This is a genomic window from Arthrobacter sp. Dra40, from assembly GCF_059091905.1.
This window is the reverse complement of the sequence record NZ_JBNHHB010000001.1, coordinates 239,715-258,490: the sequence shown is the minus strand read 5'-3', so window position 1 is coordinate 258,490 and position 18,776 is coordinate 239,715. Positions and strand designations below refer to the sequence as shown.

Genomic DNA, 18,776 nt, shown 5'->3' with positions numbered 1-18,776 from the left:
CCATCGGCACATGGCAAGCACACACCGGCGTCGTACTTTCCCAGAGCACGACGGCGGAGGCTCGGCTCACGCTCCCGGGTCCGGTAATCGGGCCTCAGGCAGCGGGTTCGATGTTCTGGTTGCCGCGGAAAACGTTAAGAGGGTCGTACTGGTGCTTGATCCGGGCCAGCCTGTTGTAGTTCTCTTCCCCGAATGCTGCCTTGATCCGGTCCTGCCCCTCGTGGCCGATAAAGTTCAAATACACCCCGCCGGTGGCGTAGTCGGAAATCTCCCGGCGGAACCCCCGTGCCCATTCGATGGCCTCCTCGGTCTGGGCAGGATCCTGCCAGAGCGCGAAGGGATGGCTCACCCAGGTGGCGTCGCGCCGGGCCATCGGCGTGCTCGTGTCGTCGACCTGAGCCACGGCACCGCCCCATGGGAGCAGCAGCAACTGCGAGGACGGGTGCGGCAACTTGGCTCCGCGGCGCAGGAAAACATCAATCGCGGGGTCCGGGAACTCGTCATGGTATTCGGCGGACCAATAATTAAACTGGTCCGGTTGATCGTCGAGCATCGATTGGAACTCCGCATACGGCCGCGGCGCCACGATGTCGACAGCGGGCCCCCAGTTGCGCACAATCTCGAGCGTTTCCTCGCCGGTTTCGGGCTCTCCCGCGTGGACAAAGACCACGCCGAGCGCGGGTTTGTTCTGCAGGTCAGCCGGAACGAATTCCTCCGGAGGGGCGATCACGGATGCCAGGGCGGTTCCCACGCCCGCTGGGGCATCCGGTGCGAAGTCGCGGTACGCCCGGGCCACCTCGGGCGCTGCTTCGGCGGGCCACAACATCAGGCCGGACAAGCTCTGCTCGCCGACCTGATGCATCCGGAAGGTCAAGGAGACCGCAACGCCGAAGTTTCCGCCGGCACCGTGCAGTGCCCAAAACAAGTCCGAGTTTTCTCGCTCGCTCGCGGTCACCAGTTCGCCGGCCGCCGTGACCAGATCAACCGAGACCAGGTTGTCGCAGGCCAGGCCCCAAGTCCGTTCCATCCACCCGGATCCGCCGCCGAGCGTGAAGCCGGCGACTCCTGTGGTGCTGACCCGGCCGCCGGTGACAGCAAGTCCGTAGGTCTGGGCCGCCCGGTCGAACTCGCCCCAGGTCACGCCGCCACCCACTGTGGCGGTCTGGGCCTCGGAATCCACCGTCACCGTCTTCATCGGACGGACGTCGATGACCAGTCCGCCGTCGTTCATCGACATGCCCGCTACTGAATGGCCTCCCGACCGCACTGCCACGTCCAGATGGTGCGCCCGGGCGTAGCGCAGTGCCTCGCCCACATCGTCCGGGTTGCTGCACTGGGCAATGACGGCCGGCCGCCGGTCGATCATCGCGTTGAAAAGTTTCCGAGCCTCGTCGTAGCCGGAGTCGTCCGGCCGGATCCATTTCATGGCGCTGGTCCTCCCACGTGTTGGACCCCCAGCAACAAAAACGGTACGCCGATCCTCGACGACACGCCAGACGATGGACTTTGGAGAAGGAACGACTGTTATTCGTGTTCCCGTGCCACGAGGCGTTCGTATGCACCGGCAGAAACACAAATCATCATCATCAAAATGGAATGGGCGGCCGGATGACGTTGAAATCATCCGGCCGCCCCGCAGGCGGATACTCGCTCATCGGAAATTCAACGCCGGAAGACTAATTCCGCGGACTCTTTCCGTGGCTCCGCCAGTCAGCAAGAACCGTGCAGCACGGTTCTATCGGTACCATCGGTCGGTGCCCTGTTGAAAGGTCAGCCTGTAACTGGGCTGCCGTTTCCACGGACAAGAATGGTTCCGGCGCGCTAACGCTTCCGGCGCTTGGGAATGGTTTCACTCTCCAAGTTCGCCTTTTCGCGTTTTTCGGCACGCTTTTCTTTAATGCTTCGGCCTTGCTTTTTCGCGCTTTCGCGCACAGGCGATTTTCCGGACATTCTTGCTCCTCTTTCTCAAGCGGGAAGTCTTGCTACAGACCATACCTGCTTTAAGAAATAAAGCCAGCCCGAATTTGGCAGCTTAAACAAACGGGAAACGGGGCAGTCAGGCCAGTAGATCCACCAGCCCCTTGGCCAACGCGCCGGCCGCTCCCAGAAAGGCCAGCACCACCACCGCGGCTCTGGCGTGTTCATCCCGCAGATGCCGGCCGATCCGTTCGCCGGCGAAGATGCCCACGATGATCGACAGCGCGATGACCGCCCACATCCACCACTCCAGCTGCGGCACGCTGCCGGGGTCCACCGCCAGCTTCACGCCGACCGTGATGAGGCACAGTTGCAGGAAGAACGGCTGCAGCGTTGCTGCGAACGGTCGCGGCGGCCAGCGGGACAAGATGGCGTAGGCGCTCACCGTTGGACCGCCCACCCCGGCGAGCGCGTTGGTCAGCCCCGAGCCGAGCCCGGCGAGCGCCTTGGGCAGCTGCCCGGACACGGTGACCTGCGCACGGCCCAGCACCACCGCGACGGCCAGCCCGGCCATCACCACCGCGCCCACCACGGTGGACAGCACGGCGGGCGGGACCTGGACCGCAAGCCAAGAGCCGAAAACCGTACCGGCGACGGCGGGAACGGACAGCCACAGCAGCAGCTTCCAGTCGATCTCCCGCCACACGCGGGGCACAATCAGTCCGCAGGAGACCACCGCGCAGATGTTGATCATCATGATGCCCTCGTGTGGCCCCAGCAAGATGGCCAGGATCGGCGCCACCAGCAGGGCGAACCCGATGCCGGCGATGCGCTGGGCCACCGAGCCGAAAAAGATCGCGCCGGTGATCAGCGCCAAGAGTCCCATGGTCACCCGACCACCCTGCCAGAGCGGAGTTAGGCCGCCGTTCACCGACACGACCACGTCTGCTCGCCTGCTTGTTGCCGGCCGCAGGCAGGCTGGGTGGCGTGAGGATAGCTATCGTCGCCGAATCGTTCCTGCCGCACATGAACGGTGTCACCCATTCGCTGCTGCAAGTCATCGCGCACCTGCGGCGCCGCGGCGACGACGTCCTGGTGGTGGCACCGACGTCGTCGTGGCTGGAGGACACCGCACCGGCGACGGTGGAGGGCTACCCGGTCTACCGGCTGCCGTCCATCCCTCTGCGCGGCTACCCGAACGTGCGCGTGGCGGCCGGAACCGTGGCACGGATCCGCCGGGTGCTGGCTAGCTTCCGGCCGGACGTGGTCCACGTGGCCTCCCCCTTCATCCTGGGGTGGCGCGCGGTGCAGGCCGCCCAGCAGCTCGGCCTGCCCACCGTCTCCGTTTACCAGACCGAGGTGCCCGCCTATGCCGCCCGCTACGGTGCACCGTGGCTGCAGGAGCTGCTCTGGCAGCGGGTGGAGAGCATCCACAACGCGTCCACGCTGACCTTGGCGCCGTCGTCGTTCGCCATGGAGCAGCTGCGCAGCCGCGGCATCCGCGTCCACCTGTGGCGCCGCGGGGTGGACACCACCCGCTTCCATCCACATAAGCACGACGCCGATTGGCGGGCTTCCGTAGCACCCAACGGGGAACGGATCATCGGCTACGTGGGCCGCCTGGCGGCGGAAAAGCAGGTCGAAGACCTGGCCGTGCTGGCCGATCTCCCCGGGACCCGGCTGGTGGTGGTCGGCTCCGGGCCGCTGAAGGAGGAACTGCAGGCGAAGTTGCCCGGCGCATACTTTGCCGGCTTCCAGACCGGCGAAGAGCTGGCACGACACGTCGCCTCGTTCGACCTCTTTGTGCACCCGGGCGAATCGGAGACGTTCTGCCAGACCATCCAGGAGGCCATGGCAAGCGGTGTGCCCGTGGTGGCTGTGGGCCGCGGCGGCCCGCTGGACCTGGTTGATCCTTCGAGGACCGGCTGGATCTACCGGCCCGGGGACCTGGCCGAGCTGCGCGAGTACGTCCGGGACCTGACGGGCGACGACGCCAAGCGCCGGGCGCTGGGCGAGGCGGCTCATCGCTCGGTGCAGGGCCGGACGTGGCCGGTGCTCTGCGAACAGTTGGTGGACTACTACCGGCTTGCCGTCAGGGTCAAGCGCCGGGAGCTGAATCTGGAAGCCCGGGGCGTGCTGGGTTTCCTGGCCGGGTGAGTGTTTCAGCCGGGTTCCCGGCTATACAGCGCCCCGGCTCGTTCCACTAGGATGTGGCCATGCCCACAGAAACCGGATCCGTCTCGCCCGAATCTGCTCCCTCTTCCCGGCAGGAGCACCGGCCGCCGGCCGGTCCATCCGTGCCGGAGCGGCTGGCCGAACAACTCAAGTCGCTGGGCGTTGCCCGGACCTTCGGAGAGCCGCTGCAGGTGGGCGGAGACACCGTGGTGCCGGTGGCCTTGGTCCAGTACGGTTTTGGCGGCGGCGGCGATGCCGAAGGAGCCGCCGGCGGTGGCGGCGGCGGTTTAGCCCTGCCGCTCGGCGCCTACACCGGGCGCGGCGACGGGCCCGCGACGTTCCGGCCGAACACCGTTGCGCTGCTGGCCGTGCTGATTCCCTTGGTCTGGACCGCCGGCCGGGCCGTGGCCCGGGTTGTCCGCGCCGCCAAGAAATAGGTGGCACCCGCGCGCGGTCTCCACGCGTTCGCTGGCGCTCACATTGGTCGACCAACGGCAGGTTTTGGCGCCCACTCGGTCGGCCACCTGGCGGCACTAGCGGACGTTGCGGCGGAACCGTAGGCTCGAACGTGACAGCGGACAACACAGATTCGAGGACTCCCGATGAAACTGAGCCACATTCCGTTGCGCCTCTCCACCGGCGCGTTCATCCTCAATTCCGGGCTGGGTAAACAGAAGCTGGACAAGGACACCGCCGCCGCCTTGCAGGACATGGGCAGCCACGCGTTTCCCTCATTGAAGCAAATGGATCCGGAGAAATTCGGCAAACTGATGGCCTACGGCGAAACCGCCTTGGGCGCGGCACTGCTGCTGCCGTCCGTGCCCAGCAGGCTGGCCGGCCTGGGCCTCGCCGCGTTCTCCGGCTCGCTGCTGGCCATGTACTTCAAGACGCCGCACATGACCGCCGAGGACAACGTCCGCCCCAGCCCCGAGGGCACCCCCTACGCCAAGGACGTCTGGATGTTCGGCATCGCCTTGGCACTGATCCTGGATCCCAAGAACAAGAAACCGACGGTGCTCCAGACCGCCTAGCGTTCACAGCGGAGCACGACGGCGGCCGCCCGGGGCCTCCCCTGGCGGTCCTCCTCCCCTGTCCACAGCTTCAGCTGCACGTGCCGGCCGCCGCTTCCACCGTGAGATGATGGAGGTCATGGCCGCACACACTTTTCCGCTGGTTGACGTCAGCGAAATCATCAGGCTGGTGGGCGGCGCCGCCTTTGCCCGCGGCAAGATCTATGCCTCCGACGGTTCCGTGGCCGAGCTCGACTGGGATCCCTCAGTCCGCCTCCTGACCGCCAAAGTCATCGGCACCGCCGCGCTGCCGTACCGCTGCCGGATCTATCTGGAGACCGGCACCAGCGGTCAGTGGCGTCCGGCCTCGGCCTCCTGCAGCTGCCCGGTGGGCTCCGACTGCAAGCATGTGGCCGCCGTGCTCCTCAACAGCAACGGCAAGCACCTGATCACCAACCAGGCCTTCGCGCGCGAGCCGGAACCGGAGCAGGCCGGCTGGCAGGATTCGTTGGCGGGACTGATCGGCGGCACACCGGACGGCGCCAAGGGCGGCGCAGGCAAACCGGCGAAGGCCAAGACGAAAAGCACGTCCGCGCTGGGACTGCAGTTCGAGCTGATGGAGCCCGGCCGCAGGAACGACCGCCAGTACCGGCCCTCGGGCCTCTCCCTGCCGGAGGCCTCCGCAGCGGGCCCGAGCTGGGCGCGCAAGGCCGGAAACCGGCTGCGGGTGGGCGTCCGGCCCGTGCTGCAAAACGAGACCGGCCGGTGGATCCGCAGCAAATTGCGCTGGAACACCATCAGCTACAAGACCTACGGCCTGCCGCTGGACACCGAACAGCACCGCTGGTTCAGCCAGTTCGCGCCGCTGCACCGGGCCACCGGACTGACCTACTTCGGCGAAGACAACGACTGGCTCTTCCTCGACGAATTCAGCAGCCCGCTGCTCTGGGAGCTCTTCGCCGAAGCCAAGCGGCTGGGCATCGCGCTGATCGGTGCCAAGGCGGACACCGTCGTCGAGATCCGGGACCAGGCCGTGATCGGCCTGGACGCCCATCTCGACGGCGTAGTGCCGGCCGCCGGTCCGACCGAGGCCCCAAAGGGTGCCGAGACGCGCGACGGTGGCGCCGGGGACCACCCGGAAAGCGCCGACCTGGTCCTCACCCCGTCGCTGCGGATCGACGGCCAGGAGCTTCCCACGCAGACGGCGGGCATCGTCGGCACCCACGGCGTGTATCACTATGCCGTCGCCGGCCAGACCATCATCACGCTGGCCCCGACCGCGCATCCCGTCACGGACCAGGAAGCGAACCTGCTGCTCTCCGGCACCCCTTTGACGGTTCCGGCCGCCGACGTCGAGCAGTTCATGGAGCGGTACTACCCGGCGCTCAGCCAGCGGATCGCGGTGGCCAGCAGCGACGAATCGGTCAGCTTCCCGGAGATCGTTCCTCCGGAGCTGGTCCTGACCGCTTCCTACCGCAAGGGCAACGTGCTGCAGCTCGGCTGGCACATCGAGTACCGCCACGGGGACAAGCCGGTGCGGCTTCCGGTCGACGACGAAGCGGACACCAGCCACTACCGCGACCTGCCCGCCGAGCAGGACCTGCTGGAGGCCGCCGCGGCGGTGCCGGGCGTGGGCACGACGGCGGCGCGCACCCTGCGGGACATGGCCACCGTGGATTTCACCCGCTACGCGCTGCCCGCGCTGGAGCAGGTGGACGGCGTGCGCGTGGACATTGTGGGCGAAAAGCCCGACTACCAGGAGCTGACCGAGGCACCCGAGCTGACCATCAGCACGGTGGAGACGGAGGAGAGCGACTGGTTCGACCTCGGCGTCATGGTCCGCGTCGCCGGCCGCTCCGTGCCGTTCGGCAACATCTTCAAGGCGCTGGCCCGCGGCCAAACGCGGCTGCTGCTGGTGGACAAGTCCTACCTGTCGTTGGAGCAGCCGGTGTTCGACCGTCTCCGCCAGCTGGTGGACGAAGCCCGGCAGATGCAGGACCGGGAATCCGGGGAACTGCAGATCAGCCGCTACCAGGCCTCGCTCTGGGAGGAGCTGGAGGATGTCGCCACCGAAACCGTGCAGGCCCGCACCTGGCGCGACTCGGTCCAGGGCCTGCTGGCGCTGGAGACGGTGGAACAGACTCCCCTGCCGGCCGGATTAAATGCCGAGCTCCGCCCTTACCAGGCCGAGGGTTTCAACTGGCTCGCCTTCCTCTGGCGGCACCGGCTGGGCGGCGTGCTGGCGGACGACATGGGGCTGGGCAAGACGCTGCAGGCCTTGGCCCTGCTGCTGCATGCCAAGCAGCACGGCGAGCCGGAGCTTGCGCGCCCGTTCCTGGTGGTGGCGCCCACCTCCGTGGTGTCGAACTGGGTCCACGAGAGCCAGCGCTTCGCCCCCGACCTGAAGATCGAGGGCATCACCGACACGCAGGTGCGAGGCCGCCGTCCGCTGTCGGAAATCACTGCGGAAGCCGACGTCGTGGTCACTTCCTACACGCTGTTCCGGCTGGATTTCGAGGCCTATCAGGAGACGGAGTGGGCCGGGCTGATCCTGGACGAGGCGCAGTTCGTGAAGAACCGCGCCACCAAGGTCCATCAGTGTGCCCGCGATCTGCGCGCGCCCTTCAAGATGGCGATCACCGGCACGCCGATGGAAAACAACCTGATGGAGCTGTGGTCCATCTTCTCCATCGTGGCGCCCGGTCTGTTCCCGTCCGCCGTGCGGTTCGTTGACCAGTACCAGCGCCCGATCGAACGCAACCAGGATTCCGAGCTGCTGCAGAAACTGCGCCGCCGGATCAAGCCGCTGATGATGCGCCGCAGCAAGGAAGCGGTGGCCCGGGACCTGCCGGAGAAACAGGAGCAGGTCCTGGAGGTAGAACTGACCCCCAAGCACCGGCGGATCTACGACACGCACCTGCAGCGCGAGCGGCAGAAGGTCCTGCGGCTGGTCGAGGACATGGACAAGAACCGGTTCACCATCTTCCAGTCGCTCACCCTGCTGCGGATGCTGAGCCTGGATCCCTCGCTGGTGGATGCAAAGTACTCATCCGTGCCGTCCAGCAAGCTCGGCGTCCTGTTCGAGCAACTCGAAGACGTCATCGGCGAGGGGCACCGGGCGCTGATTTTCAGCCAATTCACCAGCTACCTGAAGAAGGCCGCCGAACAGTTGGATGCGGCCGGCATCGAGTACTGCTATCTGGACGGTTCCACCCGCCGCCGGGCCGAGGTGATCGAGAAGTTCAAGAGCGGCAGCGCGCCGGTGTTCCTGATCAGCCTCAAGGCCGGCGGCTTCGGCCTCAACCTGACCGAGGCCGACTATTGCTTCCTGCTAGATCCGTGGTGGAACCCGGCAACCGAGGCCCAGGCGGTGGACCGCACGCACCGGATCGGCCAGACCAAGAACGTGATGGTCTACCGGATGGTGGCCCGCGGGACGATCGAGGAGAAGGTGATGGCCTTGAAGGAGCGGAAGGCCAAGCTGATCTCGTCGGTGCTCGAGGACGATGCCATGTTCTCGTCCAAGCTGACCGCCACCGACATCCGCGGCCTCTTCGGCGACTAGGTGCGGTCCGGAACGGGAAGGACTGCTTCGGCCGGCACGCTACTGTACGATGACCTGCAGCAAGCGCCAGCCATCCGGCACCTGCGCTTCGATGGCGGCTCTGGCGTCGGCATAGGACTCACCTTCAGCTGACAATTCCTTGGTTTCGACCGGCTGGATAATTCCTACAACTTTGACCACAAACTAAAGCTATCCCTGGACCAACCGGGGCCGCGGCATCCTTGAGCATGGTTCCGGTCACGTCCGCCGGCAAACCGCCGCGGGCCGCGCCCGAGCGCCCTCGGGCTAAGGTGGTAGGCGGGATCGTCCGTCTCCACGGGCCGTCCCGTCCACGGGATTGAGGGGGCAGGGTGCTGGCACTGGTACGCCACGGACAGACGGATTGGAACGCGGCGGGACGGCTGCAGGGACACACCGATGTGCCGCTCAACAGCCTCGGCCGGCAGCAGGCGTACGACGCCGGCGCCTCGCTGTCCGCGGGCGGCTGGGACGTTTTGGTGTCCTCGCCTTTGGGCCGTGCCGTGGAAACCGCGCAGATCATCGGCAGCCAGGTGGGCCTGGATCTGGCGGAAACGGTCCCGGAACTCCTGGAGCGCGATTACCGCGGGATCGAAGGCACCGTGCTGCGCGGCATGGACCGGCCGCACATCGACAAACTGATGCGGCAGGCCGAACCGGAGGCGGACGTAGCCGCCCGCGGTATCGCCGGGCTGCAGGCATTGCTCCGCGCCTACCCGGAACAAAACATCATCGCGGTGGCGCACGGGACCATCCTGCGGCTCACGATGAACGTGCTGCACGGAACGCCCCGGGACTACATCCTCAACGGTGAAACAGTGGAACTGGACCCGGACGTGGTGCTCGGCTACCGCGCGGATCCGGACCAGTTGGCTGCCACCCGCTCCTGACGACGGCGGGGGCGGGTGGCACCGGGGCGGTAGGGCCGGCGTCGTCCTACTCGCCGTCCAAATGCTCGTGAAGAGTTGCCACGGCGTGCTCGGACAGTTCTTCGCGAGGCGCACACCAGTCCACCCAGCGGTGCAGGAACGCGGTGAGTTCGCCGGGGTCAACCGACTCCATGCCGCCTTCCGCCATCAGCGTCTCGCTGATCAAATCCAACTTGACCGGGCTCACCCGGGTGAAGCGTCCGCCGTCGTAATCCCAGCTGTAGCCAAGAATCAGGTTCACCATTCCGCGCTCCGACGCCGATTCGCGTCCGGTCTCCCGCAGATAGCGGGCGGCCATCTCGTCAATTTCCTCCTGCCGGAGCGCCTCGACCTCCTCCTCCAAACTGCCGGCCGCCGGTTCCGTGTCACCGCCCTGCCGCGTCGCGCCGGGCGTGAGACCGACCTCGGCGTCGTCGAGCTCCGCGTAGTCCTCGTCGGAGAGCCAGTCTTCGCTCTCGTCCTCCGTCTCGTCCGCCAGTTGGATGATGGTGCGCAGCCAGGCCTGCGCCACCCAGCGGCGGGCGCCGAAGTCTTCGTCCACCATGTGCTCGGGCAAATCCAGCGAGGCGTCCAGCCCTTCCCACGCGTCCAGCGCGGTGCCGGTCAGGTCGGCGTCGGCGTCGAGCAGCAGCCCTTCTTCCTGGGCGTCTTCGTTCAGGTCCTTCAGTGCCGCCGCCGGGTTGTCCACCAGCCCGGTCTCCATCACCGTCCCGCCGAAAATGTTGCCGTCCAGCAGCACCAGCAGGCCTACTTTTTCATTGCCGGCCATGAACTCAAAGAGCATGTTGGCCTCGTCGCCGAAAGCGTCCGCATAGCGGTGCAGGGCCGTCACCGTCACCGGGTGCTTGGCCCACTCCGGTTCGGTGAAGCCGTCGGCTACCATCCGGTCCGCCAGCGTTTCCGCGTCGCGGCGCATATCCGGGCGGTCGATCAGGAACGCCAGCGCGCGCAGCATCGGCACCGCGCCGGGTCCATTGCGGTCCTCGGCCAGGTCCAGCCATGCATAGAACAACTCATTGCGGCGCTGCCGGCCGGCGTCGTCCTGCGTGTCCCACAGATCCAGCAGGTAGCCGCCCAACGAATGGGCTTCAATCGGGCTGGCCGTCTCCAAGGTGTCGGCGAATGGACGTTCCAGCTCAACGTACAGCTCCAGCAGCGGGTCGGTGTCCTGCCCGGGCTGCCTGCCCGAGCCGGGCTGCCGGTTCTTCAGCTTTTTCGGCTTGCGCTTGCGGCTCACAGGGCTCATGCCACGAGTCTGCCATGCCCTCGCCGCGAAGGTAACCGCCGGGGCCGGCCCGGCGGCTAGAGCAGGGACTGGATGACCAGCCGCCATTTCTCCAGCCAGGCGGCGCTGCTTTCCGGGTCCTGCCAGGACTCCTGGTTCAGGTACAGGCCCTGGACCGGGACCGTGGCGCCCAGTTCCACCAGCACCGGTTTGAGCAGCAGCTCCGGCGCCAGCGCATGGGCCGGGCCGGCGCCGAGCATCAGCGGCACGGCCACCACGCCGGCCAGCCCGTCGCCGGTGGCGAACTGGTCGAGGAACAGCTTCAGCACCCCGGAGTAGGTGGCCTTGAAGGTGGGCGAAGCCACGACGACCAGTTCACTGCCCTGCACCGTCTTGACGGCGGCGGCCACGCCCGCATCGCCCCACCCCAGCAGGCCCGGGCCCAAGGTCACCACGTCCACCTCGTGGTCCGCGGGCGCGCCGGTGATCTGTTCGGCCAACGCTCCGGCGGCGGCCAGCGTCCGGGAGCCGGGTTTGGGGTTTCCTGCCACAACTGTCACGGTCATGCTCCGGACGCTACCGCGCCGAGGGCCCGATCGCCAGCACCGCCCGTGGTGATTGCGGCCTGAGGCGCGGTGTTACCCCATGTTGCCCATAGGAAACGTCTGCCCCGGATGCCACACTGGCCACATGCCGTTTTACCAGGACGCCGCCGCCACGGAACCCCTGACGGCAATCCATCTGGTCCAGCGCACCAAGAGATGCTTCCAGTTGGCGCAGCCGATCTACTACCGGGCGGATGCTGCTGCCGCCATCGTCCGGATTGAAGCGCACGATCTCTCCGCCGGGCTCAAGAACAACTCCACGGACCTGGCTTCGGTGCCCACCTGGATGTGGGGGCTCATCGCCAGCTACGGACGGCAGACGGCCCCGGCCCTGCTGCACGACCAAGGCATGGCAATGTGCGCCGAACTGTCGCCGGAGGAGGCGCTGCGGCGGCGCCGCTTCTATGACGAGGAGTTCCGCCGCGCCCTGCTGGACACCGGGGTCGCCGCGTTGCGAGCCCGGCTGATGTGGGCGGGCGTATCGGTCCAGGCCTACCTTGAACATTCCAGGGGCCGAGGGCTGCTGCTGGCAGCGTCCGTCGGGGTTGGGGCGCTGGCTTTCATCGCCGCCAGCTGGCTCGCCGCAACCGGTGCCGGCCAGCTGCCCTTGGCGGGAGCCGTGCTGCTGACCGTCGCGCTGTGCCTGGTGTGGACCCGGGACTGGCCGGTGGTTGCCGTCCTGGTTCCGGCCTTCGCCCTGTTCTCCCCCGTTCTCGCGGCAGCGGCCGCCGGGTCATTGCTGCTGTGGCTCTGCGAGACCGGCTGGTGGGCGGTTACCAAACCGTTCGCCGAACACCCCAGCCCACCACCCGTCGTCGGTCCCCTCACGAGGACACCCCATCCATGATCCAGCTCACATTTACTGGCCCGCAAATGCCGGAATCGGCCCTCCGCAAACACGCACCCAAAATGCCAGTTGGTTTGATTGGCACAACCAAACGGAATCGACTACGATTGAGGCATGCCCCCCAACCCCCGCAAGCAACCCGATCCGGGCGTCATGATCCGTGACGCCGTGGCTCAGGTGGTGCGCTGGACCTCCCATGCCGACACGCGGAAACAGCTGTTCGATCCGCGCGAAGCCGGCCTGACACCCACCGATGTCGCCCTGCTGGAGTACATCGACGACAAGGGCCCGGTCCGCGTCTCGGAGCTGGCCACGCAGCAAGGGGTGGACAAGTCCACCATGACTCCGCAGGTCCGCCGCCTTGAGGACAAGGGGCTGGTGGACAAGCAGGCGGATCCGGACGACGGCCGGGCGACCCTGCTGACGGCCTCCACGGCCGGCCGGCGGATGCACCGGAACATCGGCAAGGCCGGTGCGGCCGTTGTCGATGAGATCCTGGCGGATTGGTCCGACGACGACCGCGAAGCTTTTGCCCAACTCTTTACCCGTTTCGCCGAGCAGCTCATGCGCGGTGAACCCTCACAACGATCCGATTCGGAAAGGAACACGCCAGGCGATGTCATCAAAGGCTCTTGAGCAGGATGGCAAACACGATCTGCTTTCGCTTTCTTCACGGCTGTTTGCCACCTGGCAGCTGCTGGTCAGGAAAGTACGTACCGCCGGTCTGCTGTTCCCCTTGCTGACCTTGGCCGCCACCGCGGCGTTCTGGTCCATCGTCTGGCTGCTGGACACCACGCCGGTCCACGCCCTCTCCCCGGTCAACGCGCTGCTGCGGATTTACGGCACCGGCATCGCGGTGATAGCCACCATGGTCATTGTCGGCGCGTCCCTCTGGCTGATTGCCAAGCGGCTGGGCTACGCGGACAGGTTCACCGGTGCTCTTTTCGAACCTTCCGATGACATCGGCCCCGTTCCCTCCACCGCCAACAGCCTGGTCCAGAATGCCGCTGCCCCGGCACCGGTGGCCGACCAGATTTTTGCGGCATTGCCCGCGGCTCCGGCCCGGCTCCCCCTGGCGGCGGCACCGACCGACGACGGCGCGCGGCCGGCTCCCGCCCTCACCGCGCCAGCCGCCCCGTTGGCTACGCTTTCTCCCACTCCGTTTGCGGAACCGGAAGCCCCGGCCAACACGGCGATCGTGGAGGAACCTCTCCTAGCCGAGGCGCACGCCCCGGAAGACAGCGTCCAGGCTGCTCCGGCCCGGCCGCTCACCAAGGCCAATCCACTCAAAAAGAGCAAGGGCCGCAAGAAGTAGCAGCCCCACTAGACCAATGACCGGCGCCAGCGAACGGGCGCCGGTCATTTTCTTGCCCGGCCACGCAGGCCGACCCCGTCCGCCGGGTCCCGGGCCTTCTGCGCGCGGGGTCAGGCGCTGGACGGATCCAGTTGGGCGGCTGCCGCGGCCTGGTGATCGGGATGGCCCGTCTGCAGGGCGTACATGCCGTAGGCCACCGGGCCGGCTGCTACCAGTTCCGCGCAGTGCTCTCCGAGCCGCGGCGGGACGCGTCCGCCCTCGTCCCGGAACGCCCGCACGGTCAGATCGAACGCCAGGGGCGTGGACATCATGTGGTGGAGGCTGAAATCAGCTGCCGGATCGCCCACCCTCGCCGTCGTCCAATCCAGCACGGACCGGATTTCATTGTCCTCGTCCAGCAGCAGGTGGGCGGGGTAGAGCTCTCCGTGCACAAATGCCGTCCAGTCGGGCCAGTAGCTGTCGTCGGCGAGCCAGGCCGTCCAGCGGTCCATCAGCTCGTCGGCAATCCGAAACTCGGCGCTGACCGCAGCCACATTGCTGCGCCATTCTTCCCGCACCCCGGCGGGGGTCAGCACCGGCACGCCCTTGGCCCGCGCTTCGGCCGCGTTGATCCGTTGCAATTGGGCGATCAAGCGTCCCAGCGAGGCGCAATAGGCCGGCGACTCGCGGTCGAAATGCCAGACCGGTTCGCCGTCTTCCACCGTGAGGCCCAGTTCGCCGGGCAGTTCCGGATAGGCAATCAAGGATCGGTTCCGGATCCGCCAGTCGGGGACCGCGGCGGAGATCTTGTTCTTGACCAGGTCCAGGATTTTGGCTTCATCCGAGATCTTGGCCGAGACGTCGGGCCGCCGCGGAATCCGCAGCACCCACCTCTTGCCGTCCGTGGCCGTAGCGAAGGCGACCAGGTAGTCCAGCCCGGCCTCATTGAACCGCACGGATTTTGGCTGGATCGTCATCCCGTTCTGGGAGGCGAGATCGGCCACGTAGTCCGGCGTGAATTCGTCCGCAGTAATCATGGGCACCTTCCTCGTACCTTGGTGCCACTGTAGCCATGAAGGCATCGTGCGGCTATGGATACCGAGTCAGGGAAAGTACGACGGCGGTGCCTCACCCCCACGGGATGCGGCACCGCCGTCGTCAGTCCTTGCGTCAGTAACGGTCCGCCAGGTCGTCCGCCGCGACTCCCCTGCGCAGGGTGGCGCCGCGGAAGAACTCCGGGTTACGCCGGTACATCAGCACCATCAGCACTGCCCCCAGCAGGATCACGCCGCAGCCGAGCACGAACACCAGGCCCACTCCCCCGATGGAGGAGCCGGAGCCGTAGTCGGGGTCCAGCGAGTCGACCGCCGTCTGCACGAACATCACCAGCAGGATGATCCCGCCCAGCAGCGGAGCCAGGAACTTCAGCCCAAAGTTCCGCAGGGAGGCGAACGCATCGGCCCGGAAGTACCAGACGCAGGCCAGCGCGGTGACGCCGTAGTAGAAGCAGATCATCATGCCCAGCGCGGTGATGGTGTCCCACAAAGCGTTCTCGGACAGCACCCGGGTCACCGTGTAGAAGCCACCGGCTGCAATCGCGGCGGCCACGGTGGCGTAGCTGGGCGACTTGAAGCGCGGGCTGATCTTCCCGTAGCCGGCCGGCAGCGCTTTGTAGTGTCCCATGGCCAGCATGGTCCGGGCCGGGGAGACGAACGTGGACTGCAGCGAGGCCGCCGAACTGCTCAGCACGGCCAGCGACATCAGGATGGCGAACGGTCCCATGACCGGCCCGGCCAGTGCGGCGAAGATGCTTTCCTGGTTGTCCGGGTTGCCTGCCCCGAGCCCCTCGGTGCCCACGCCGGCATAGGCCAGCACGGCCAGTGCCACGGTCATGTAGATGACGACAATGACCAGGATGGTGGCAGTTGCCGCCCGGCCCGGCGTCTTCTCCGGGTTTTTGGTCTCCTCGTTCATGGTCAGGGTGACGTCCCAGCCCCAGAAGATGAAGATGGACAGCGAAATTCCGGCGGCGAAGGCGGAGAAGGACTCAACGCCGAACGGGTTGAACCAGTCGGCCGAGATTTCCAGCGCATTGAATGCCGTACCACCGGACACATGGCCGAAGGCGGCCACCGCGAACCAGATCAACACCACTACTTGGAAGGCCACCAGCACATACTGGAAGGTCTTGGTGGTCTCCATGCCCCGGTACGAGATCCAGCAAGCCAGGCCGATGAACACCCAGGTGGTGGCGATGTTCAGCGGAAGGTTGTTGGTCAAATCGGCGAGCGCCTCGTTGCCCGTGACTTGGGCGAGCATCAGGTAGAAGAAATCCACCGCCACCGCCGCCAGGTTGGACAGCACGATCACCGTGGCGGCGATCAGCCCCCAGCCGCCCATCCAGCCCACCCAGGGACCGAAGGCACGGGTGGCCCAGGTGAACGAGGTGCCGGAGTCCGGCATCGCACTGTTCAGTTCCCGGTAGCCCAGGGCAACCAGGAGCATCGGGATGAAGCCCACCAGGAAGATTGCCGGCAGGTGCACGCCCACTTCGGCGATGGTGGGGCCGAGCGCCCCGGTCAGCGTGTAGGCCGGGGCGATGCACGAGACGCCGATGACGACGGCGCCCAGCAAGCCGACCGACCCCGATTTCAATCCCTTGCGGCTCAATCCGCCCGGGGTCTTTCCGGCGCGTTCAATGGTGCTGGTCATGGTCATGCCTCCTGCTGGCCGTCGCCGTCGGAAAGAACCGGAGCATGGGACAGCCCGGGGTTGTCAATAGGTAATGGCGCACTCCGGTAGCCGCGAGGCACCACCACCATCGGCACCGGCAGGGCACGCAGCACCTTGCTGGCGGTCGCGCCGAGGAACAGGCGGCTCTGAGGTGCCAGCCGGCTGGAACCGATCAGCATCACTTCCCCTTCGTCCCACTCCAGAGCATCGATGGCGTCTTCGATCGAGCGGCCTTGCGCAACGTGGGCCGTGACTTGGCCGGCCAGCGTGGTCTCGGCATGGGCCAGCCGCTTGTTCATATGGGTTTCGGCGCGTGACGCGGCGTCCGGGTCGGACGAATCGAGGGCCACCAGCGAGAGCAAGCGCAGGTCCAGTCCGCGCCGCTGGGCCGCATCCAGGGCAACGTGCAGCACGTCGTCGGCGCCGGCCCGGTTGCCCATCCCTACCGTGACCCGGGTGACCGGCTCGGAGCGGCGGTAGCCCCTAGGTGCCAGCGCTACCGGCACCGTCGAGGCATGCAGCAGGCCGCTGGCCACCGTCCCCACGCTGAAGCGGCGGAACACGCTGTTGCGTCCGGCGCCGATCACGATCAGCGCGGCGCCGAAGTCCTCGGCGGCGGCAATCAGGCCTTCCGCGTTCGATTCGGCCGGGCGCACATGGGCACGGGCCGTCACGTCGTCGGGAACCAGGCTGAGCCCCTCGGCCAGCCACTCCCGGATCTGGTCCGAGAGAATCGAGTCGTAGCCCGATTCCGGCCTCGGGTAGGCCCCCGAATACGGCGAGGACTCCGGCAGCACCATGACCAGGTCCAAGCTGCCGCCCTGCCGGCGCGCCAGCGCCGTCGCCAGGTTGACCGCTTCGCGTCCGCTGCCCGTTGCCGTATAGGCAACAACGTACCGGCGCACGCCCTAGCCCTGCCGTCCGGCCGCACCGGCCAGCTCGCCGCGGGACGCTGCTGCTTCCGCAAGGATGCGGGCCGCTGTCGCGTGCCCCATCCGCACGGCGCCGTCCACATGCTGGTAGCCGGCACCGGCCAGGTCGGAGCAGGACCAGTAGATCGGTCCCACCGGCGCCAGCTGGTCCTTGCCGTACCGGGACAGCCCGCCCAGGTCGTAGCTGGCGGCATAGGCGCCGCGGGTCCACTCTTCGGAGCCCCAATCGGACTCGTAGTACACCACCGGATCCAGTGCCGCCGGGCCCAGGTAGTCGGCAATGGCGGAGAGGATGGCGGCCTTGCGCCCTTCCGGGCTGAGCTCGAACATGGCGTCGGCTTTCTCGTCGCTGACGAAGCCGACCAGCGTGCCGCGGGCATCCCCGTGGTTGGTGTTGTCGTAGACTTCCTGCACCACCGACCCCGCACCGAAGCAGGTGCCGGAGAGGCCATCGGCCCGCCAGAACGGCGTCTCATAGACGGCGTGGACCTTGATCACCAGGCCCAGCGACTGATGCTGGTGCATCTGGTGCTGCCGGCGCGGCAGCGGCGGCTCGAAGGAGACGCGCGAATACAGGTTCGGCGGCACGGCCATCACGGCATACCCCGCCTCCACGGTGACCCCGTCCGCGACGGCCAACACGCCGTCGTCGCTCCAACGCAGCGTGCGCACCGGAGCGTTCAGCAGGACATCCTCGCCCAGCTCGGCGGCCATCCGGACGGACACTTCCTGCATGCCGCCCAGCACGCGCTTGTCCAGAATGAAGTCGTCGTCCACCAGATTGCTGAACGAGCCGGCCGACGCGGCCATCAGCACCGCCTGCAGCACCGAGAACGAATGCGCGGGCTTGGTCAGCATGCCGCCGGCCACGAACAGGCCGATGTTGTTGCAGGCCTCCTCATCGGCGGACTGCCGGCGGAGCCAGTGGTGGAAGGAGATGGTGTCCAGCTCACGTGCCCGCGGATGCGCCCACGGCTCCTCGGCGCCCACCTCGGCCGCCAGTGTGTCCAGCAGGTGGATCAGCCGGTTCATTTCCGCCTCGGTGGAGTCGCTGACCGGGAACATGGCGCCGGTGTAGCGCTTGGCCTCGCCGGCGGGATCCAGGTAGACGCTCTGGCCGTCTCGGTAGCGGCTGTAGGTCTCCAGGCCCAGCTCCCCGAGCAGCTCCAGCAGGGCCGACTGGTCCGGCGACACCCACTGGCCGCCGATCTCGAGCATGGCGCCGTCCACCACGTCGGTCCAGGTGCGGCCGCCCACTCGGTCCCGTGCCTCCAGCACCGCTACGGACATGCCGGCCCGCTTCAGATCACGCGCCGCGGTCAGTCCGGAAGGTCCGGCACCGATAACCACTACGTCCCGCTTCAACTTGCTCACTGTTGTTCAACTCCAATTCGTACTGCTGCGGACCGCGGTGTGATTCCGGCCTCCGCTTAAATGAACTGTATTCATTTAGCGACAACTGTAACCGGCGCCACAGGGTTTTGAAAAGCGATGCGTAGGATGGTTACACGGGTTGTACCGCCGCA

General features: G+C 67.0%; 18 protein-coding genes. 8 read left to right on the top strand and 10 right to left on the bottom strand.

Annotated features, from left to right (window positions below):
* Positions 1-94 precede the first annotated feature (94 nt).
* From AC5RWT_RS01335 to AC5RWT_RS01325, 3 genes are all read right to left on the bottom strand, one after another.
* Positions 95-1,426, bottom strand: a complete 1,332-nt coding sequence (locus tag AC5RWT_RS01335; protein ID WP_494078812.1) for an FAD-binding oxidoreductase — start codon at positions 1,424-1,426, stop codon at positions 95-97.
* 395 nt (positions 1,427-1,821) lie between these two features.
* The gene (locus AC5RWT_RS01330; protein ID WP_494044519.1) at positions 1,822-1,950 is read right to left on the bottom strand and encodes a hypothetical protein; all 129 of its coding nucleotides are present in this window, start codon (positions 1,948-1,950) and stop codon (positions 1,822-1,824) included.
* Positions 1,951-2,056: 106 nt separating this feature from the next.
* Entirely contained in the window at positions 2,057-2,803 is a 747-nt protein-coding gene (locus AC5RWT_RS01325; protein ID WP_494044887.1) for a sulfite exporter TauE/SafE family protein, read from the bottom strand.
* 101 nt (positions 2,804-2,904) lie between these two features.
* Between AC5RWT_RS01325 and AC5RWT_RS01320 the strand changes: the two genes are divergently transcribed.
* The 4 genes from AC5RWT_RS01320 (at position 2,905) to AC5RWT_RS01305 (ending at position 8,667) form a co-directional block, all read left to right on the top strand.
* Entirely contained in the window at positions 2,905-4,074 is a 1,170-nt protein-coding gene (locus AC5RWT_RS01320) for a glycosyltransferase family 4 protein (RefSeq protein WP_494044518.1), read from the top strand.
* Positions 4,075-4,133: 59 nt separating this feature from the next.
* Positions 4,134-4,529 (top strand): hypothetical protein, encoded by a 396-nt coding sequence (locus AC5RWT_RS01315; RefSeq protein WP_494044517.1) that lies wholly within the window; start codon positions 4,134-4,136, stop codon positions 4,527-4,529.
* A gap of 165 nt (positions 4,530-4,694) precedes the next feature.
* Positions 4,695-5,123, top strand: coding sequence for a hypothetical protein (locus AC5RWT_RS01310; protein WP_494078811.1), 429 nt, complete (start codon positions 4,695-4,697; stop codon positions 5,121-5,123).
* A 118-nt stretch (positions 5,124-5,241) separates the two neighbouring features.
* Positions 5,242-8,667: a DEAD/DEAH box helicase gene (locus AC5RWT_RS01305; protein WP_494078810.1), complete on the top strand. Its 3,426-nt coding sequence runs from the start codon at positions 5,242-5,244 to the stop codon at positions 8,665-8,667.
* Between the two features lie 39 nt (positions 8,668-8,706).
* On the opposite strand, the gene AC5RWT_RS01300 is transcribed toward AC5RWT_RS01305, so the two are convergent.
* Positions 8,707-8,847, bottom strand: coding sequence for a hypothetical protein (locus AC5RWT_RS01300; RefSeq protein ID WP_494044514.1), 141 nt, complete (start codon positions 8,845-8,847; stop codon positions 8,707-8,709).
* Positions 8,848-9,017: 170 nt separating this feature from the next.
* On the opposite strand from AC5RWT_RS01300, the gene AC5RWT_RS01295 reads away from it, so the two are divergent.
* On the top strand, positions 9,018-9,575 hold the full coding sequence (locus AC5RWT_RS01295) for a histidine phosphatase family protein (RefSeq protein WP_494078809.1): 558 nt from the start codon (positions 9,018-9,020) through the stop codon (positions 9,573-9,575).
* Positions 9,576-9,621: 46 nt separating this feature from the next.
* Here the strand turns inward: AC5RWT_RS01295 and AC5RWT_RS01290 are convergent, their stop codons facing one another.
* Both AC5RWT_RS01290 and AC5RWT_RS01285 read right to left on the bottom strand, forming a co-directional pair.
* Positions 9,622-10,860, bottom strand: coding sequence for a hypothetical protein (locus AC5RWT_RS01290; protein WP_494078808.1), 1,239 nt, complete (start codon positions 10,858-10,860; stop codon positions 9,622-9,624).
* 56 nt (positions 10,861-10,916) lie between these two features.
* Positions 10,917-11,405 (bottom strand): NADPH-dependent FMN reductase, encoded by a 489-nt coding sequence (locus AC5RWT_RS01285; RefSeq protein WP_494078807.1) that lies wholly within the window; start codon positions 11,403-11,405, stop codon positions 10,917-10,919.
* 124 nt (positions 11,406-11,529) lie between these two features.
* Here AC5RWT_RS01285 and AC5RWT_RS01280 point away from each other — a divergent pair, with 124 nt between their 5' ends.
* The 3 genes from AC5RWT_RS01280 (at position 11,530) to AC5RWT_RS01270 (ending at position 13,606) form a co-directional block, all read left to right on the top strand.
* Entirely contained in the window at positions 11,530-12,291 is a 762-nt protein-coding gene (locus tag AC5RWT_RS01280; RefSeq protein WP_494078806.1) for a DUF1353 domain-containing protein, read from the top strand.
* 114 nt (positions 12,292-12,405) lie between these two features.
* The gene (locus tag AC5RWT_RS01275; protein WP_494078805.1) at positions 12,406-12,927 is read left to right on the top strand and encodes a MarR family winged helix-turn-helix transcriptional regulator; all 522 of its coding nucleotides are present in this window, start codon (positions 12,406-12,408) and stop codon (positions 12,925-12,927) included.
* Positions 12,908-13,606: a hypothetical protein gene (locus AC5RWT_RS01270; protein WP_494078804.1), complete on the top strand. Its 699-nt coding sequence runs from the start codon at positions 12,908-12,910 to the stop codon at positions 13,604-13,606. Before AC5RWT_RS01275 ends, AC5RWT_RS01270 begins: the two co-directional genes overlap by 20 nt.
* 110 nt (positions 13,607-13,716) lie before the next feature.
* On the opposite strand, the gene AC5RWT_RS01265 is transcribed toward AC5RWT_RS01270, so the two are convergent.
* From AC5RWT_RS01265 to AC5RWT_RS01250, 4 genes are all read right to left on the bottom strand, one after another.
* Positions 13,717-14,622: a macrolide 2'-phosphotransferase gene (locus AC5RWT_RS01265; protein ID WP_494078803.1), complete on the bottom strand. Its 906-nt coding sequence runs from the start codon at positions 14,620-14,622 to the stop codon at positions 13,717-13,719.
* A gap of 133 nt (positions 14,623-14,755) precedes the next feature.
* Positions 14,756-16,297 carry an APC family permease gene (locus AC5RWT_RS01260; protein WP_494078802.1) on the bottom strand — a complete coding sequence of 514 codons (1,542 nt, stop codon included), beginning with the start codon at positions 16,295-16,297 and terminating at the stop codon, positions 14,756-14,758.
* 2 nt (positions 16,298-16,299) lie between these two features.
* Entirely contained in the window at positions 16,300-17,223 is a 924-nt protein-coding gene (locus AC5RWT_RS01255) for a universal stress protein (protein ID WP_494078801.1), read from the bottom strand.
* Between the two features lie 3 nt (positions 17,224-17,226).
* Positions 17,227-18,624: a flavin monoamine oxidase family protein gene (locus AC5RWT_RS01250; protein WP_494078800.1), complete on the bottom strand. Its 1,398-nt coding sequence runs from the start codon at positions 18,622-18,624 to the stop codon at positions 17,227-17,229.
* Positions 18,625-18,776 lie beyond the last annotated feature (152 nt).